At 62.5% G+C, this 17,235-nt stretch carries 13 protein-coding genes; 5 read left to right on the top strand and 8 right to left on the bottom strand.

Annotated elements, in window-relative coordinates:
- Positions 1–204: 204 nt before the first annotated feature.
- Positions 205–3,708, top strand: coding sequence for a PAS-domain containing protein (locus FHX09_RS14420; protein WP_132592477.1), 3,504 nt, complete (start codon positions 205–207; stop codon positions 3,706–3,708).
- On the opposite strand, the gene FHX09_RS14425 is transcribed toward FHX09_RS14420, so the two are convergent.
- A complete protein-coding gene (locus FHX09_RS14425) occupies positions 3,668–4,267 on the bottom strand; it encodes a TetR/AcrR family transcriptional regulator (protein WP_183718831.1) in 600 nt (199 codons plus the stop codon). The two genes, FHX09_RS14420 and FHX09_RS14425, sit on opposite strands and share 41 nt — an antisense overlap.
- A gap of 133 nt (positions 4,268–4,400) precedes the next feature.
- Between FHX09_RS14425 and FHX09_RS14430 the strand changes: the two genes are divergently transcribed.
- Positions 4,401–5,600 carry an MFS transporter gene (locus FHX09_RS14430; RefSeq protein WP_132592481.1) on the top strand — a complete coding sequence of 400 codons (1,200 nt, stop codon included), beginning with the start codon at positions 4,401–4,403 and terminating at the stop codon, positions 5,598–5,600.
- Position 5,601: 1 nt separating this feature from the next.
- On the opposite strand, the gene FHX09_RS14435 is transcribed toward FHX09_RS14430, so the two are convergent.
- The gene (locus tag FHX09_RS14435) at positions 5,602–6,006 is read right to left on the bottom strand and encodes a GFA family protein (RefSeq protein ID WP_007796389.1); all 405 of its coding nucleotides are present in this window, start codon (positions 6,004–6,006) and stop codon (positions 5,602–5,604) included.
- A 55-nt stretch (positions 6,007–6,061) separates the two neighbouring features.
- Between FHX09_RS14435 and FHX09_RS14440 the strand changes: the two genes are divergently transcribed.
- Positions 6,062–6,562, top strand: coding sequence for a MarR family transcriptional regulator (locus FHX09_RS14440; protein WP_132592483.1), 501 nt, complete (start codon positions 6,062–6,064; stop codon positions 6,560–6,562).
- A 122-nt stretch (positions 6,563–6,684) separates the two neighbouring features.
- Here the strand turns inward: FHX09_RS14440 and FHX09_RS14445 are convergent, their stop codons facing one another.
- The 4 genes from FHX09_RS14445 to FHX09_RS14460 all read right to left on the bottom strand — a co-directional run bounded on the left by FHX09_RS14445 (position 6,685) and on the right by FHX09_RS14460 (position 12,582).
- Complete coding sequence (locus FHX09_RS14445) at positions 6,685–6,900, bottom strand: hypothetical protein (RefSeq protein ID WP_132592485.1); 216 nt, start codon at positions 6,898–6,900, stop codon at positions 6,685–6,687.
- A 305-nt stretch (positions 6,901–7,205) separates the two neighbouring features.
- Positions 7,206–11,006 (bottom strand): peptidoglycan-binding protein, encoded by a 3,801-nt coding sequence (locus tag FHX09_RS14450; protein WP_184450259.1) that lies wholly within the window; start codon positions 11,004–11,006, stop codon positions 7,206–7,208.
- Positions 11,007–11,349: 343 nt separating this feature from the next.
- Entirely contained in the window at positions 11,350–12,051 is a 702-nt protein-coding gene (locus FHX09_RS14455; RefSeq protein WP_132592489.1) for an SDR family NAD(P)-dependent oxidoreductase, read from the bottom strand.
- A gap of 72 nt (positions 12,052–12,123) precedes the next feature.
- A complete protein-coding gene (locus FHX09_RS14460; protein ID WP_132592491.1) occupies positions 12,124–12,582 on the bottom strand; it encodes an Lrp/AsnC family transcriptional regulator in 459 nt (152 codons plus the stop codon).
- A gap of 121 nt (positions 12,583–12,703) precedes the next feature.
- Between FHX09_RS14460 and FHX09_RS14465 the strand changes: the two genes are divergently transcribed.
- A complete protein-coding gene (locus FHX09_RS14465) occupies positions 12,704–13,987 on the top strand; it encodes a cystathionine gamma-synthase family protein (protein WP_132592493.1) in 1,284 nt (427 codons plus the stop codon).
- Between the two features lie 13 nt (positions 13,988–14,000).
- Here the strand turns inward: FHX09_RS14465 and FHX09_RS14470 are convergent, their stop codons facing one another.
- The gene (locus FHX09_RS14470) at positions 14,001–14,372 is read right to left on the bottom strand and encodes a hypothetical protein (RefSeq protein ID WP_007796366.1); all 372 of its coding nucleotides are present in this window, start codon (positions 14,370–14,372) and stop codon (positions 14,001–14,003) included.
- A 378-nt stretch (positions 14,373–14,750) separates the two neighbouring features.
- Positions 14,751–15,224: a VOC family protein gene (locus FHX09_RS14475; RefSeq protein WP_132592495.1), complete on the bottom strand. Its 474-nt coding sequence runs from the start codon at positions 15,222–15,224 to the stop codon at positions 14,751–14,753.
- 195 nt (positions 15,225–15,419) lie between these two features.
- Here FHX09_RS14475 and FHX09_RS14480 point away from each other — a divergent pair, with 195 nt between their 5' ends.
- Complete coding sequence (locus FHX09_RS14480) at positions 15,420–17,216, top strand: acyl-CoA dehydrogenase C-terminal domain-containing protein (protein WP_007796360.1); 1,797 nt, start codon at positions 15,420–15,422, stop codon at positions 17,214–17,216.
- Positions 17,217–17,235: the final 19 nt, after the last annotated feature.

Raw genomic sequence — 17,235 nt, forward strand, 5'->3', positions numbered from 1 at the left:
CTCCCTCTGATGCAGTCGCACTGACAGGTCATTGTTTTCATTAGCTACATCTTCGATGCAATTATTCAATTGCCAATTACAATTTATCACCGCCCTCAGCGGTCTTTGACTTAAGGCCTAGGGCCCACCCGATGTTCAAAGCTTTGAAATTACCCTAATCTTGGAACTTCAGGAGACCGGCGCCGATGCGCTGGTGGAGGTTCGATGCTGCCAGGCTGGGTCATAGTCGCATCTGCTTTCGGCTATCTGCTGTTGCTCTTTGCAGTGGCGAGCCATGGCGATCGCAGGCGCCGGATGTTCGGCACGCCACCAGGCGGGCGACCGGTCGTCTATGCATTCAGTCTTGCGATCTACTGCACGTCCTGGACCTATTTCGGCGGCGTCGGGCTGGCATCGCAGCGCGGACTAGAATTCCTTGGCATTTATATCGGGCCAATCCTCGTCTTCACGCTCGGCATGCCGCTGCTGCGACGGATCATCGAGCTTGCCAAGGGCGAGAAGCTGACATCGGTCGCCGACTTCATTTCCGCGCGCTATGGCAAGAACCCGACCGTCGCGACCATCGTGGCACTGATTTCGCTCGTCGGCGCCATTCCCTACATCGCGCTGCAGCTTAAATCGGTATCGAGTACGGTAACGGCGATGCTCAACCCGTCGGATTACGGCATCGGCAGCGGCAATCTCTATTTTCTTGACCTGCCGCTGCTCGTAACGCTCGTACTCGCCTGCTTCGCGATCATGTTCGGCACACGCCACACGGATGCGACGGAGCACCAGGACGGATTGATCCTCGCCATCGCCATGGAGTCCGTCGTCAAGCTTTTCGCCTTCCTCACAGCCGGCGTCTGCGTCATCTGGTTCCTGTTCGATGGGCCCTCCGATCTCTGGGAGAAGGCGGCCGAGAACCAGCTCGTGCTCTCAGCGCTACACTACCAGACGCCGATCAGCCGCTGGGTCACGCTGATTCTGCTGTCGGCCTTCGCCATCATCATGCTACCAAGGCAATTCCACGTCACGGTTGTCGAGAATAGAACGGCGCGTGAGCTTCGACTCGCCGGCTTGCTGTTCCCGCTTTATCTCGTCGCCATCAATCTCTTCGTGCTGCCAGTGGCGATCGGTGGCCTGCTGACGTTCGGCGGCAACGGCAACGCAGACCTCTACATGCTCTCGCTGCCGCTTGCCGGGCGGATGCCGGTCGTCTCGCTGATCACGTTCATCGGCGGCTTTTCAGCCGCGACGGCGATGGTGATCGTCGCGTCGGTCGCGCTGTCAATCATGGTGTCGAACGACATCATCATGCCGATCTTCCTGCACCGAAAGCTGACCGACCGTACAGGACAGCGCAACGATTTCGCCAAGACGCTGCTCAACGTCAGGCGCAGCGCGATCTTCGCGGTGCTGCTGCTCGGCTACGCCTATTACCGCTCGACCGACAGCACAACGGGACTAGCCTCGATCGGCCTCCTTTCCTTCGCCGCAATTGCGCAGATGGCGCCAGCCCTTTTCGGCGGCCTTGTCTGGCGGCGGGCCAACGCGCGTGGCGCCATCCTCGGGCTGACATCGGGCTTCGTGATCTGGGTCTACCTGCTGTTCCTGCCCTCGCTTGGCGGACCGGACTATTCGGGCGTTGCAAGCGCCGTGCTCGGCTTCATCTTTCCCGGCACGACGATCTTCACGGGTAACGCTGCTGATCCGCTGGTCAACGCCACGGTGATGAGCCTGCTCGTCAATACGGCCTTCTTCGTCATCGGTTCGGTGACCCGCAATGCGCGACCGCTCGAACGCATCCAGGCCGGAATCTTCGTCAAGCGGCAGTCCCGTACGCAGTTTGCGACGCGCGGCTGGAAGACCCGCATCAGCGTCGGCGATCTGAAGGCAACCGTCTCGCGCTATCTTGGCGAGGAGCGCATGAAGCGGTCGTTCCAGACCTACCAGCAAAATTCGGGCCGCGATCTTGAGGATGAGCAGCCGGCCGACATGGCGCTCATTCACTTTACCGAACAGCTGCTCGGCAGCGCCATCGGCTCCTCGTCGGCCCGACTCGTGCTGTCGCTGATCCTTCAGAAGGTGGAAGACGCCTCCGCCGATACCGCCTGGCTGCTCGACCAGGCAAGCGAGGCGCTGCAATATAACCAAGACATGCTGCAGACCGCACTGTCGCAGATGGACCAGGGCATCGCGGTCTTCGACAGCTCGAACAACCTGACGATCTGGAACCGGCGTTTCCGGCAGTTGCTCGACCTGCCGGAGAATGCCGGACAAGTGGGTTTCCCGCTTGCCGACATCGTGGCAATCCTCAGCCAGCGCGGCGATGTTCCGGCCGGCGAGGTCAACCAGACCGTTCGCCACTTCCTGACGCTGGACAAGCCGTTCGCACTTGTGCTTGGCGGCGGCGAGCGCATCATCGAAGTCCGCTCCAATGCCATGCCGGACAAGGGCATCGTCGCAACCTTCACCGACATCAGCCAGCGGGTCGCCGCCGACCGGGCCCTGAAGCAGGCGAACGAAACCCTGGAACAGCGCGTCGCCGAACGCACGGCAGAGCTCACCCGCGTCAACCACGAACTCGGCGAGGCGCGGGCCGCGGCGGATGAAGCCAGCCTCGGGAAGACCCGCTTTTTCGCCGCCGCCGGCCACGACATTCTGCAGCCGCTCAATGCCGCCCGGCTCTATTCCTCGGCGCTGGTCGAGCGCATGGGCCAATCCGAAAGCAGTGCGATCGTTCGCAACATCGATTCCGCGCTGGAATCGGTCGAAACCATCCTTGGCGCCGTGCTTGACATTTCGCGCCTTGACACCGGAGCGATGCGGCCGCGCCTCGCCTCCGTGCCGCTTTCCGATCTGCTGGAGCGAATCCAGACGGACTTCGCGCCGATCGCCCGCGAAAAGAAGCTGAAGCTGGTGGTCATGCCCACCTCGCTGCGGGTTCGCTCCGACCCCAACCTGCTTCGCCGCCTGGTGCAGAACCTCGTCTCCAACGCGATCAAATACACGATCGACGGCAAGGTGCTGGTCGGCGCGCGCCGGCGCGGAAGTCAGGTCGTCATCCAGGTCATGGATTCTGGGATCGGCATTCCGCCGTCGAAGTTCCGGACCGTCTTCAAGGAATTCGCCCGGCTCGACGAAGGCGCCAAAACGGCCTCCGGCTTGGGGCTCGGCCTCTCGATTGTCGATCGTATCGCGCGCGTCCTCAACCATCCGGTGGAACTGCACTCAACACACGGCAAGGGCACGGATTTCCGGATCGTCATGCCGCGTGATGCCTCGCGGCTTGCCGAGCGCGTCGGCGCTGCCCAACCGATGGAGCATTCGGCGCAGAGCCTCAAGGGACTGAAGGTCCTGTGCGTCGACAACGAGCCGCATATTCTGGAAGGCATGCAGCTCCTGATCAGCGGCTGGGGCTGCGAGGTTCGATGCCTGGACTCGCTACGGGCGGTCCGCGCGCTTGATACGCGCCAAGCACCGCCCGATGTGATTATCGCCGATTATCACCTTGGCGACGACACCGGCATTTCGGCCATCGTCACGCTCCGGGAACGGTTCACGGCGTTCATTCCGGCCCTCATCGTGACGGCAGACCGCACACCCGAGGTTCGTGCCGAAGCCGAGCGGCACGGTATCGGCATCCAGCACAAGCCCGTGCGCCCGGCAGCGCTGAGGGCCTATATCACGCAGATTTCCGCTCAGAAGCGTACGGCGGCGGAGTGACGTCCATGTCCTTCGTCATCATGTCGGTCACGAGGCTGCGCACCCGTTCCGCGCTCGGCACCTCGCCGAACAGAATGCGGTAGATAATCGGCGCAACGACCTGATCCATCACGGCGTCGACTGGCGGAAAGCTTTCGCCGCGTGCAAGCGCCCGCTCACTCAGCAGTTCCATCTGTTCTCGCGTGAAGGCGCAGCACTTGCAGGCATTGGCATTGTCTTGCGCGGCCAACACGTCGCGGATCATCTCGCGTCCGACGTCGGAGGACATTTCTTCGGCATATTGTTCCGCCCAGGCTTCGAGGTCTCCCCTGCCGCTGCCGGTGTCGATCGGTTGCATATCGGGGCGCAGGCGTTCGACCGCCACGTCAGCCAGTAATTCCTGCAGGTCGCCCCAGCGACGGTAGATCGTCGATGGGGTGACGCCGGCCTTTGCGGCAATCAGCGGGATCGTGACATCCGCGCGCTCCATGCCCGAAAGCAATTCGCGGACCGCCTGATGCACCGAAGCCTGCACCCTGGCACTGCGGCCACCCGGCCGGAGATTTTCCTTTGTTGCCATTTCTAACGTCCTGTCTTCCCGCCCGGCGCATGGTTCAAAATCTTTGACCGATCCATTAACGCAAATTATTTGCTTTTAGTGTCGGATCGACCTACATGGCTAACGCAACGAATTAGCTTTAAGAGGCTTATATATGTTCCGCGCCGCCAATTCCACAACGACCTCGCGCAATCCGATCCCTTTCCACGCGATCACGCTCGCGACCTTCTTCGGCGCTTCGGCAGCGCCTACACCACTCTACCGGATCTATCAGGAAAACCTCGCGCTCTCTCCGGTGCTGATCACGGTAATCTTCGCGGTCTATGCCTTCGCGCTTCTTGCCGCATTGCTCATCGCCGGCTCGATCTCCGACCACCTTGGCCGCAAGCCGGTGATCTTCACGGCCCTCGTCATGGAGATCATCGCCATGGCGCTGTTCGTCGTTGCAAGCGGCCCAGGCTGGTTGATTGCTGCGCGGATTGTGCAGGGCCTGGCGACGGGCATCGCCGGCGCGTCGATCGGCGCAGCGCTCGTCGACGTCGACCGCGCGAAGGGACAGCTCGTCAACTCCATCGCACCGCTCTCAGGCATGGCCGTTGGCGCCATCGGCACCAGCGCCTTGATCCAATACGGACCTTTCCCGCTTCACCTCGTCTACGCCATCCTGCTCGCTGCCTTCATCGGACAGGCCGGCGCCATCTGGGCGACCCGCGAGACCGGCGGCCGGCGGCCGGGATTCTGGAACTCCCTGAAGCCGACAATTTCGATCCCACCGCAGGTCAAGCGTCCGCTCACCCTGGTCACGCCGATCAACATCGCAAATTGGACGCTCGGCGGCTTCTATCTCTCGCTGGTCCCCTCGCTGGTCGCCAGCACAACCGGCAGCCGGGCGCCGCTGACGGGCGGAGCGATCGTAACGGCGCTGATGGTCTCGGGCGCGGTTGCGGTCTATCTCAGGCGCGGCACGTCCGGTGCGGCCAACCTCGGTTTCGGCACGACCGCGACCACGCTTGGCATTCTGACCGTCGTCGCCGGCGTCCACCTCGGCAACGTACCGCTGCTGCTCGTCGGCACGCTCCTGGCGGGCGCCGGGTTCGGCACAAACTTCCTTGGTTCGATCGGCACGATCATGCCGCTCGCCAAGGCCGACGAACGCGCCGGTCTGCTGTCCGCTTTCTATATCCAGAGCTATCTGGCTTTCAGCCTCCCGGCCATCCTCGCCGGCTTTCTCGCCAAATCGCTTGGCTACCAGCTGACTACTGACCTTTATGCAACGGCGATCATTCTGGTGACGGGAGCCGGACTGCTCGGCCTCCGCGCCGAACGCAGCAGGGCTGCAAGGCTGCCGGCTTGAACTAGAGGTAGCTCGTCACCGCTGGCTCGTTCCACCAGTTGTCGTGGCGCCCATCCATGTAGCGGATGGGCAGCGCAGCAAGCTCCTCCGGAGATATGTTGTCGAGGCAGGCGATATTGATCGAAACATAGTCCCCGCCGATCTCGGGGATATGCCCGTGCCCGTAGGCATGCAGGCCACATGTCGGGCAGAAGCGGTGGTGGCCGCTCATCGTTGCGAACTGATAGTCGGCGGCCGCCGTCTCCTCGCATAGCAGACGGAAATCCTCGGGCTTCACGACCGCGCCCCAATAGCGCCGCTTGCCGCAGACCGAGCAATTGCAGCGGCCGGTGCCGGCCTGGAGATCGGCATCGACCTCGTAGCGGATTTTGCCGCAGTGACAGCTGCCCGTGTAGGTCTTTTTCATGGAAATTCCTCCTCCGGCCCTTTGCAATGGCGCCCGATCATGACAATATGTTGTCATGCTTGACGAGATACACAAACGACAACATGTTGTCAAACAAAATCGCCCGAAGCGGACTGCCGGAGGCGATGCCTTCTCGCTATTTGCTATCACCGCATTGCGGCTCGCAGGCCGGCTGACCGCCGCCGGCGACGACTTGGCGAGGCCGACCGGGCAGACGAGTGCTCGCTGGCAGGTGCTTGCAGGCGCGCGAAGTGGCGCGCATTCCGTGGCGCAGATCGCCCGGCTGCTCGGGATTGCCCGGCAGGGCGTGCAACGGCTGGCGGATACGCTCGAAGGTGACGGGTTGATCAGCTACGTCGACAACCCGCAGCATCAGCGCGCCAAGCTGGTTAGATTGACCGATGAAGGCGAAACCCGCCTCGCCGCGATCGACATAGCGCAGGCGGAGTGGGCCGATAGGCTCGGGCAGTCGTTCACATCAGCCGAACTCGATGCGGCCCGAGCCGTCATGACCAGGCTGATCGAAACTCTCGACGCGGAAACCGGGAAGGCATAGGCCGGCTATGGCGCCTAGTCGGCCTGAAGCAATTAACCTATGGATATCTGCCGGAAAGGACGCGAGCAGTAGCCGGGTTTCCCCCCTAAGCCGGCGGCTATCGTATATAGAGCAACGCAAGATTAGGCGCCGTGGCCAGGCTGCGGCCCGTCGGAATTCACATTGGCTGCATGCGCTTCAAGGATGGCGGCGGCTATGACTTTCTGAAGCTCGTAGACCAGTGTGCGTGACCGTTTGCGATCCAGATCCTGCGCCGCCTTCGCAAGATTCAATCCCTCGTTGAGGACTATATGGTGAGCTCGCGTCAGCGCCCAACTCTCAATATCAAGACCTATCATTCGGAATCTCCGCCAAATCATTCAGCATCAACGACATTCACCGAATCACGATACGCAGAGCACTTACGCAGCAAGAAGAATCATAGTTGCAATATTTTGCAAATAACATTTTCGGAAGAATACGCGCCGGATGCGAAATTTCTTCTTGAGCTGCGATAGATACAACCGCACCGCCTCTGAGCCTGCACGAACTGAATCCAGGCTCTGCCCACAAATACTCGGCGAAGCTTGCACGGACCTGCACACCATGGCGCGCATTTTGATCGATCTCCCGTAAGCGCACGGGAGATCGGAGGGCGCGGTAATCAGACCTTGGTGGCGGCGGGCGCCTTGTTGCGCTCCAGCAGCGCCTTCACCGTAACGTCGTTGATCTTGCCGCTCGGCTCCTGGCCGATCGATTTCTGGAAGTTCTTGATCGCCGCGACCGTCTTCGCGCCCATCTCGCCGTCCGGCTGGCCGGCGTCGAAACCGTTGTTGTTGAGGATCGCCTGGATGTTGCGGATCGCTTTCTTCATGTCGACGGTCGAGGTCTTCGTGGCATTGCCGACCCACTCATCCGGGACGTCCACGCCATTCGCCTTGCTATCGAGCGGTGCAGCCTTCCAAAGGTCGGCCTTGGCGCGCGCCTTTTCGAGCTGATCCGGCTTCATTGCGTTGGCGACCTCGTCACGTTTCTGTGACGCGTCCTTGTCGCCGCCCTTGGCGGCAATCGCGAACCACCTGTAGGACTCGGTCAGATCCTGCGCGACGCCATTGCCGCGGGCGCAAAGGATCGCCAGATTGAACTGGCTGTCGGTGATGCCGAGATTGGCTGCCTTGACGAACCAGTCCGCAGCCGTCTTGTAGTCCTGCTGGCCCAGCGCGCCGGAGGCATAGAGCACGGCGAGATTGTGCATCGCGCTGGCGTTGCCCTGGTTTGCCGCCTGCTCGTAATACTGCTTCGCCTTGGCGACATCGCGATCGACACCCGTGCCCTTCTCGTAAATGTTGCCGAGACGGTATTCTGCCGGCGCGAAGCCCTTGTCCGCAGCGAGCCGATACCAATTTGCCGCCTCCTTCGGATCGACGGCGATGCCGGCGCGGCCTTCGCTATAGCGAGCGCCGATCTCAAAGAGCGCCAGCGCATCGCCGTTCTTGGCGGCATCGGCGAGCGACCTCGGCTGCACGACATCGGGAACAGCAATACCCGCTGTTTCCACGGCCGGGGCGGCGGGCGCAGCCGCCATCCCTGCGGCGACCGGGGCCGCGTCCTTGGCAACGAATCCGGACGCGTCCTGCAGAGCGCCGGATGGCGCAAGCGGGGTGGCCGCGTCGCCGCTCAGCGGTGCGGTTGCGGTCAGATGGTCGGGTGCTGCCGGCGCGCGTACCGGATCGGCGCTTGCAAGCGGCGGGACCGGGGCTTCTGCGGCCGGGACTTCCGGAGCGGTCGCTTCGGCCTGGTCCGGTGCCGTTTCGCTGTCGGGCGGCAGGGCGTTGCTGGACGAATCCGTCAGCAGGGCAACTTTGGCGGACGGCGCCGGTTGGCCGCTTGTCAGCGTGCGGGCCAGCGGGAACGCCATGATCGCCAGCAGCACGGCGCCGACGGCAAGCAGGATCGGGCGCCGGAAGCGCGAGAAGGCACTACCCTTCACGGCATCCTTGTCCTTTGCCTTCTTCTCGGCCTTGACGGGCTTGGCGGCCGGTTCGGTTTCCAGCGCTGCAGCCTGCGCGGCGCGGCGGGCAGCCGCAATATAGTCGGCGCGCTCGTTTTCAGTCGCCGGCTTGACGTTCGTCCGCGCAGCGTTCTGGCTGGCACGTACACGCTCCAGGATCTTCTTGATGTCAGGCGCACCCGAGCCCGGCTCCAGTGGCTCGTTGGCGGCTTCCGGCGGCATCACGTCGACGGGATCGATGGAAGGAGCGGGATCAATAAGGGTGCGTTCAGCGGCAGGGGTCTCTGCCTTTGCCTTCTTGCTCGGCAGCAGACGCTTTCCGAGGCTGGAAAGCAGGCTGCCCTTCGAGGGGCCTGTGGAAGATGCCGGCTTGGTCGCGGCCTCAATCGCGATCGCACTGGTGTCGGTTGCAGCCATGACCGGCACGGCGGGCGCTTCATCGGCGACTTCGGGCTGACGGCTTGCCGGGGCGCGGGTTCCGAACACCGCCGGTTTCTGCGCGTCTTCGGCGCCAGCCTGCATTATTGCGTAGGTATCGACTGCGAAATCGGCATCGGCGGCAGGCATTCTCAGCGCCGGCCTTGCGATAGCGCGGTCTTCCATCATGTCCAATCGCTCGGCGATCTGGACCAGGGTTTCGTGCAGGGCCTGGAAGGTCTTGTGCGTGCGCTCGTCGCTGCTGCGGCTGAGATCCTCGAGTTGGCGCAGATCTTCGGCAAGCGCATTGAGCGCCGACATATCGGCCGCAGCCGGCGCGCCGCCTTGCAGGGCGCCGCTTCTCGCATAGGCCTCGACCACCGCTTCGGCCGCCTGGCGGGCAGCCTCGATGATATATTCGTCGCTAGTCGCCATATAGTCTTCGATCGCGCCCATGCGGCGGTCGAAATCCGCCGGCAGCTCGGCCGCGGGCCGCGGCTCGCTCATCAGCGCCGACAGGTTTGCGATCTGGTCCTCAAGATTCTTCAGCGCATATGGATCGGCCGCCGGTGCAGCGGTGCTTTCCTCCAGGCGCGCGACGATGTCGCTGAGCCTGCTTTCGATGCGGCGGAACGCGCTGTCGTCCACCGGAGCGGCGACAGGCTGGAGCGGCTGGAAATCCATTTCGTCAATACGGCGCGCAAGATAGTCCAGGCGCTGCGCGAGCGCGTCGTTGACCGAGCCAACCTCGAGCGCATCGATCTTACGCGAGATGTCGGCAAGCGCACCCGTCAGCTCCGGCTGCGGTGCAGCCTTGTGGCTCTGCTCGAGCAGGTAGGACAGGTGCTCCAGGCGCTCGTCGAGGCGCGAGGTCGCCTCGGCATTGGCGAGTTCCTCGACGCGCAGCGTCAGGGTTTCAAGCCGATCGGCCAGGCCATCGGCCGGCGCCGCGCGGCTCGCGACGCTATGACCCATCATATCGATCTGTTCGCCCAGGGCGTTCAGGCGGCCTTCGAGGCGATGCATCATGGCCGGATCGCCGCTGCCGGCGGCGCGACCGGTTGCCGCGATGGCGCGGCTGATTTCATCGAGCCGGCCATCGACCGCTGCAAACTGCTCGGCCATCGCCCGATCGTGCGGCTGGATCATGCTGCCGAACTGCTCCATCGCCGTTGCGATGGAGATAAGCTTGTCTTCCAGCGCGCGAACGGCGGGGCTTTCGCCCATGCCGCCGATATGGCGCTTGATATCATCGAGCCGGTAGGCAAGCGCCACCAGCTCTTCCTGCAGACCGGCCGTGTCGAGTGCATGCAACTGGTGCTCGAAACCGTCCCAGCGGGTTTCCATGTGGCGGATTGAATCTTCGCGTGCGAGCCCGTCCATCAGCGAGCGCAGCTCTTCGAACTCGCCGCGCAACCCTTGCGCCTCGGGCGCAGTGGAGCGACCGGCAAGCTGATCGATGCTATTCGCAAGGCGGCTCATGTCGGCGCGGATGTCATCGGCGAAGCGGCGGTCTTCCGCCCCGACCTTGATGCTGCGGATCTCTTCGCGCAGCGCGTTCATTTCGCGCGTCACGCCATCGGAGATGTCGCGCTTCAGGTCCTGGCGAAGATTGACGAGCGCCTGCGCGATCTCGGTCATGGTGTCTTCGGCGGCGCGGTGGGCCGGTTGCGGCGCGGCGGAACGCGGCGCGCGTTCGGCAACCGGGAGCGGCGCACGCGGAGAGGCCGACGGCTCCCGCGTGTACGGTGCGGGCTCGCGCACCGTCGGGCGTTCGCGGCTTGCCTCCAGAATGCGCTGGCGCTGGCGAATTTCAGCGAAGGGATCCGGCCGCGCTTCGGCGGCATAAGGCGCGCGGGCGGCATAAAGATCGGCGTAGCTCTCGCGCTCCGGCGCCGCTGGACGCTGGCGCTGGTCGCGAGCACCAGTGCCGATCAGCCCCTCGATCCTCGCCTCCAGGCCTTCGATGGTGCGGTTCAGCGCATCGAGCGACGCCCTGTCGGAATGCCGTGGGGAATTTGATCGCGATCCGTTCATCTTCTTGCTCGCTTCGTCTGTCCGAACCCTCGTCAGGGCCGATCATTGGCTTTTCCGTCAGCGCCGCACCGGAATGCGGACGAGAGCACCATTCATGAAGGGATAATCAATTAGACTTTCCGCAACCTGTACGGCGTAGCGGCATTCCATGGAACGCGAGACTGGAAAAAGGAATGCAGGTCGCCAATGCTCAGACCGCACCTTTCACGAAACGTGGTAAACAACCCGTTAACCAGCGCGAGATTTTTTTAACTTTTCAGGATTTTGAGCCGGTTTCCGTGCTGAAACCGGCCGACATCGCTTCGCGTGCAATCGTAGGCGGCAAAGCCATGTTAGTCCGATATCAGAACGATTCCGTCCATGGCCGCAACTCGATTTCCTGCGACCATGCGCTCCTATGCTGCAACAGGACATCGATGTAGCTTTGCGCAATGGCATCGGGATCGAGCGTCGCATCCGGCTTGGCCGGGTCTTCCTGACGCATCCTTGAACGGATGGCGCCGTCGATGATGAAGTGGGCGACGTGAATTCCCTTCGGCCCCAGCTCGCGGGCAGCGCTCTGGGCAAGGCCGCGAAGCGCGAACTTGCCCATGGCAAACGCGGCGGACTGGGCATATCCCTTGATGCTCGCCGTCGCCCCGGTAAACAGGATCGCGCCATGCCCATGCGGGATCATGCGCTTTGCAGCCTGCTGGCTGACCAGAAAGCCGCCATAGGCGCTGATTGCAATTGCCTGTTCGACAGCAACCGGGTCGAGCTCGGTCAAAGGACCGCGCAGGCGGCCGCTGGCGTTGTAGACGACGACCTCAGGATCGCCAATCGCAGCCGCGGCGTCGTCAAAGAGTGCTGCGACGGAAGCCGGCTGCGCGGCGTCCGTGGCAAAGGTCCTTGCGCCGGTCTCACCGGCCAGTTCGTTCAGCTTGTCGATGTTGCGCGCTGCCAGCGCGACCTTGACGCCACGCGCCGTCAGTTGGCGCGCAAGCGAGGCACTGAGGCCTGGCCCTGCACCGACGATGAGAGCCGAGCTGTAAGGAAACTCAGTCATGCCTGTCGTCCTCCGGATCGATATCGCCGAAATCCAAACCGCAGAACACGGCATCAAGCTCGCCAGCGGATTTTACACCCGCCGCGCCTTGATCGTATTCATCACGAAGCTGGTCTCGATACTATCGACGCATTTCAGCCGGGCAATCTTTTCCTTGATGAAACGCTCATAATCCTCGAGCCCCGAACTCATCACCTTCAGCACATAGTCACGCGATCCGGTGACCAGATGGCACTCGAGCACCTCGTCCCATCCGCGAACGGCGCTCTCGAACATCTCAATCTCGTCCTCGTGCTGGCGGCTGAGCCTGACGGAAGCCAGTGCCGTCATCGTCCAGCCGTCGACGGCTGGATCGACGAGCGTCGTGTAACCCTGGATGATCGCCGCGTCCTCCAGCCGGCGTAGGCGACGAAGGCAGGCGGATGCGGAGAGCCCGACACGCTCGGCGAGCTCGTTGTTTGGAAGGCGGGCATCGCCCATCAATTCCCTAAGGATCTTCCGGTCCATATCGTCAGCAATTTTCTGCGTCACAACTCTTCATTCTCCGCAATAAGTTGCATCATAGAGCACAGGTGCGCTGCAAATAGCAAGAACAGTCCTCGCGTTCTGATATAATTTGCGAGCATCACGCGCATCTCTTGAGGAGACGACAATGACCGCACCACACCCTTCCAAGACTCATATCGGCAACCACGCCCTGCATCCCGAAACGCAGATGCTGAACTATGGCTACGACCCGGAACTGTCGGAAGGGGCGGTGAAGCCGCCGGTGTTCCTGACATCGACATTCGTCTTCAAATCCGCCGAGGATGGCCGGGATTTCTTCGATTTCGTATCCGGCCGCAAGGAGCCACCTGCCGGCAAGGGTGCGGGGCTCGTCTATTCCCGATTCAATCATCCCAACAGCGAAATCGTCGAAGACCGGCTTGCCGTCTATGAGCGTACAGAAAGTTGCGCGCTCTTCTCATCCGGCATGTCGGCCATCGCGACGACGCTGCTTGCCTTCGTGCGCCCGGGCGACGCCATCCTGCATTCCCAGCCACTCTACGGCGGAACCGAGACGCTGCTGGCAAAGACGTTCCTCAACCTCGGCGTCGCGGCTGTCGGCTTCGCCGATGGCGTCAGCGAAGCGTCGGTTCAGGCCGCCGCCGAAGACGCCATGGCCAAGGGCCGGGTGTCGGTGATCCTCGTCGAGACGCCTGCCAATCCGACGAACAGCCTCGTCGAGGTCGCGATGATCCGCCGTGTCGCCGACGCGATCGGCAGAAAACAGGGCCACACGCCGATCGTCGCCTGTGATAACACACTGCTTGGCCCTGTCTTCCAGCGGCCGATCGAACACGGCGCCGATATCTCGCTCTATTCGCTGACCAAATATGTCGGCGGCCATTCGGATCTGATCGCCGGCGCGGCGCTCGGCCCGAAGGCCGTCATGAAGCAGGTCAAGGCGTTGCGCGGCGCCATCGGCACGCAGCTTGATCCGCACTCCTGCTGGATGCTCGGCCGTTCGCTGGAAACGCTGCAGATTCGTATGGAGCGGGCCAACAACAATGCCCGCGTCGTTGCCGACTTCCTGCGCGAGCATCCGAAGGTCGACGGGATTCACTATTTGCCCTATCACGACGCCAGTTCGCCAGTTGGGCGCACCTTCGCGGCGCAGTGCAGCGGTGCGGGATCGACCTTCTCCTTCGACATCAAGGGCGGCCAGCCGGCATCCTTCAAGTTCCTGAACGCCCTGCAGATATTCAAGCTGGCGGTCAGCCTGGGCGGCACGGAATCGCTCGCCAGCCATCCGGCAACGATGACCCATTCCGGCGTGCCGGCCGAGGTCCGCCAACGGATCGGTGTCCTGGAATCAACCATCCGCCTGTCGATCGGCATCGAGCATCCGGACGATCTCGTCGCCGATCTGCAACAGGCGCTGGACGCGGCGTGAATTTAACGGCGGCTTAGGCGGCCGCCGTTTCCCTCACATCGTCGAGCAGGAAATGCGCGACGATGTATTTCGTCGTGTAGTGGCGGCCGCTGTCGGAAATATTGTCGACGCTGCCGCCATCGGCAGGGTGCCAGCGATGGTAGTGCGGACTGGTGGTGATCAGCGTGATCGCCTTGCCGGCCCTCTTGCCGTCGAGCCGGAAGCGCATTTCGGCCAGCGGCCAGATGCGCTCATAGTCATCCATTGAAATGCGGACTTTCAGTGCCTTGCGGCTGACCGCTTCGCTGTGCGTGCCGTCCTCATGCTCCACCGCCGGCAGCTCCAGCGTGACTTCCTCGGCTCCGTCCAGGATGGAATTGAACTCTTCCGGCCACATCCGTCTCATAAAATCGCTCCTCCAAGCTCTTTCCTCGGTCTGCCCGCGAAGTCTAGCGCGTCTTCGTTCGGACGCAACCCGGTTGCGTGGCTGTTGCGTGGCGAGGAGGCCGGTGGCCACCCTGATCCATCGAGGCTCCTTCGGAGCACCTCAGGATCAGGGCGGAGCAGCGGTGGCGCAGGATTGGAGACGGTACGCCCAGAGCAAGGAAATCGTCGGCGACTTTTGACGCCGCACTAACGACCGGCCTTAATCCCTCAAAAGGCGCGCCAACGACCAGCCCTCATCCTGAGGTGCTCCGCAGGAGCCTCGAAGGACGAGGGCGGGTGATTGCTAGAATGACAGAGCGGTGACCGCGCATTTGCCTTTCAGCTCGCGACCCGCGTCTTACCGATAGGCTTGTTCGAGCTTCGCGATATCGAGTTTCACCATGCCGAGCATGACCTCGGTGACGCGCTTGGCGCGCTCCCGATCCGGATCAGCGATCATCTCGATCAGCGCCCGCGGAACGATCTGCCAGGAAAGGCCCCAGCGATCCTTCAGCCAGCCGCACTGCTCTTCGACGCCGCCTTTTTTCAGGAAGGCGTTCCATATCCGGTCGATCTCCGCCTGCGTTTCGCATTCGACCGAGATCGAGAAAGCGTGGTTGAAGGCGTCGAGCGGGCCGGCTTCCATCGCGACGAAATCCTGCTTCCCGAGCTTGAAGTCGATGATCTTGACGCTGCCCGGAGGGCCGCTCGGCGTTTCCGCCGGCAGGATGGTGGTGCGCCCCATCGACGAATTGGGAATGGTCGCCACATAGAATTCGACGGCTTGCTGGACGTCCTTCTCGAACCAGAGATTCGAACTGACCTTGAGCATGGATTTGTCCTCCTCGTAGGTGCTCTGACGAAATGTTCGACAGCCCTAGGACGTTCCCCGCCCGCCATTCCCGACACCGTGTCATCACAAATTCGAGGATCTGCGAAATTTGACGTTTACGCAAACGTCAATATTTTGTAAGAGACTCTCAAATGCCGGCCTCGACCGGCGTGCCGAATTGGAGGAATTCGAACAATGCCAGTCTACAAGGCCCCGGTTAACGACACGCTCTTCGTGCTGAACGACGTGCTCGGCCTGGAACGCTACAACAATCTCCCGGGGTTTGCCGATGCGACGCCTGACATGATCGAGGCGATTCTCGGCGAGGCTGCGAAGATTGCCGAAGAAGTGCTCTTCCCGCTGAACTATTCCGGCGACCAGGAAGGCTGCGTCCGCCGCGAAGACGGTTCCGTCTCCGTGCCCAAAGGCTTCAAGGAAGGCTACGACGCCTACTGCCAGGGCGGCTGGACGGGACTTGCGGTCCCCGAGGAATTCGGCGGCCAGGGCCTCCCCTATACGTTGCACGCCGCCGTCGGTGAATATACGTCGGCCGCCAACATGTCGCTGATGATGTATCCGGGGCTGACCCAGGGCGCGATCGCCGCAATTGTCGTCCACGGCTCGGACGAGCAAAAGCAGACCTATCTGCCGAAGATGGTCTCCGGCGAATGGTCCGGCACCATGAACCTTACCGAGCCGCATTGCGGGACCGATCTCGGCCTCCTGCGCACCAAGGCCGTGCCTCAAGGTGACGGCAGCTACAAGATCTCGGGCCAGAAGATCTTCATCTCCGCCGGCGAGCACGACATGACCGGCAACATCGTGCATCTGGTGCTGGCGCGCATCGAAGGCGCGCCTGATGGCACCAAGGGCATTTCGCTGTTCATCGTGCCGAAGCATCTCGTCAAATCGGATGGCACACCGGGCGAGCGCAATCAGGTCTCCTGCGGCGCGATCGAGCACAAGATGGGCATTCATGGCAACGCCACCTGTGTCATGAACTATGACGAGGCGACCGGTTTCCTCATCGGCGCGGAGAACAAGGGCCTCAACGCCATGTTCGTGATGATGAACGAAGCCCGCCTCGGCGTCGGTCTACAGGGTCTGGCGATCGCCGAAATCGCCTATCAGAACGCCGTCAACTATGCCCGCGAGCGCATCCAGGGCCGCTCGCTCTCCGGCCCGAAGGCGCCTGATAAAAAGGCTGACCCGATCATCGTGCATCCCGACATTCGCCGTTCGCTGATGACGATCCGCGCCTTCAACGAGGCAGGCCGCGCCTTCCTGCTCTGGACGGCGCTGAAATCCGACATCGCCCACCGCTCGGCGGACGAGAAGGAGCGCCAGACTGCCGATGACATTCTGGGTCTCGTCACCCCGATCCTCAAGGGCGTCCTGACCGACAAGGGCTTCGACCACGCCGTCATGGCCCAGCAGGTGTTCGGCGGCCACGGCTACATCGAAGAGCACGGCATGAGCCAGTATGTGCGCGATGCCCGCATCGCCATGATCTACGAAGGCGCCAACGGCATCCAGGCGCTCGATCTGGTGGGCCGTAAGCTCGGCTTGAACGGCGGCCGCGCCGTCATGGCGCTCTTCAAGGAGATCGGCGATTTCTGTGAAGAGAACCGCGACGACGAGAAGATGACGTTCTTCACCAAGAACCTGAAGAAGGGGTTGAACGACGTGCAGTCGGCGACCATGTGGTTCATGCAGCACGCCATGGCCAAGCCCGACAATGCCGGCGCGGGCTCGACCGACTACATGCACCTCTTCGGTCTCGTCGTCCTTGGCTATATGTGGGCGAAGATGGCAAAGGCTGCCGAGGATGGCCTTGCAAGCGGCGACGACGCCCGCGAAAGCTACCTTCGCAACAAGCTCGTCACGGCCCGTTTCTTCATGGAGCGGATCATGCCGGAAACGGCGCTGCGCAAGGCCCGCATCGAGACCGGCGCAGAAACGATGATGACCTTGGCCGCCGAGGCTTTTTGAGTTCAACGGCGCCCGACGC

The sequence above is a fragment of the Rhizobium sp. BK538 genome, from assembly GCF_014197575.1.
Lineage (GTDB): Bacteria > Pseudomonadota > Alphaproteobacteria > Rhizobiales > Rhizobiaceae > Rhizobium.